The sequence below is a fragment of the Marinimicrobium sp. UBA4509 genome, assembly GCF_002388575.1.
GTDB lineage: Bacteria > Pseudomonadota > Gammaproteobacteria > Pseudomonadales > Cellvibrionaceae > Marinimicrobium > Marinimicrobium koreense.
On the sequence record NZ_DGMV01000043.1, the window covers coordinates 1 to 674 of the forward strand.

Consider the following 674-nt stretch of genomic DNA (forward strand, 5'->3'; position numbering starts at 1 on the left):
GTCTCGCAACTACCTACCCTCCCGCAGCCCTCTGGCCGGAGTAACAATCCGCCTCAAGGTACAAGCCCCAACCCTTGATATTCCCCCGAAAGCCCCCATTACCCACCCACAGAATTCAAACCCCGACCAGTGATGGTTGGGAGTCGTGTTCAATGCCAATTGTATGACAGGAGCTACGCACCCATGACCGTGGACGCCCATAAAGAAACGCTTGGATTCCAGACCGAAGCCAAACAACTGCTGCACCTGATGATCCACTCGCTCTACTCCAACCGCGAGATCTTCCTGCGCGAGCTCATCTCCAACGCCTCCGATGCGGCGGACAAACTGCGCTTCGAAGCCCTGGAAAATGACAGCCTCTACGAAGGCGACAGTGACCTCAAAGTGCGTGTCAGCGTCGACAAAGAAGCCAGGACGCTCACCATCAGCGACAACGGCATCGGCATGTCCCGGGACGAGGTCATCGAGCATCTGGGCACCATCGCCAAGTCCGGTACCGCCCAGTTTCTTAAAAACCTGACCGGTGACCAGAAGAAAGACTCCAAACTGATTGGTCAATTCGGGGTGGGTTTTTACTCCGCCTTTATCGTCGCCGACAAGGTTGTGGTGACCACCCGCAAGGCCGGCTTTCCGGCCAGCGAAGCGGTGCGCTGGGAAAGTGCCGGTGAGGCCGA

At 57.4% G+C, this 674-nt stretch carries 1 protein-coding gene; it reads left to right on the forward strand.

The window, feature by feature from the left end:
- Positions 1-183: 183 nt before the first annotated feature.
- Positions 184-674 (forward strand): ATP-binding protein (locus B3520_RS06465; protein ID WP_286875700.1); only part of this gene is annotated, 491 nt, incomplete at its 3' end.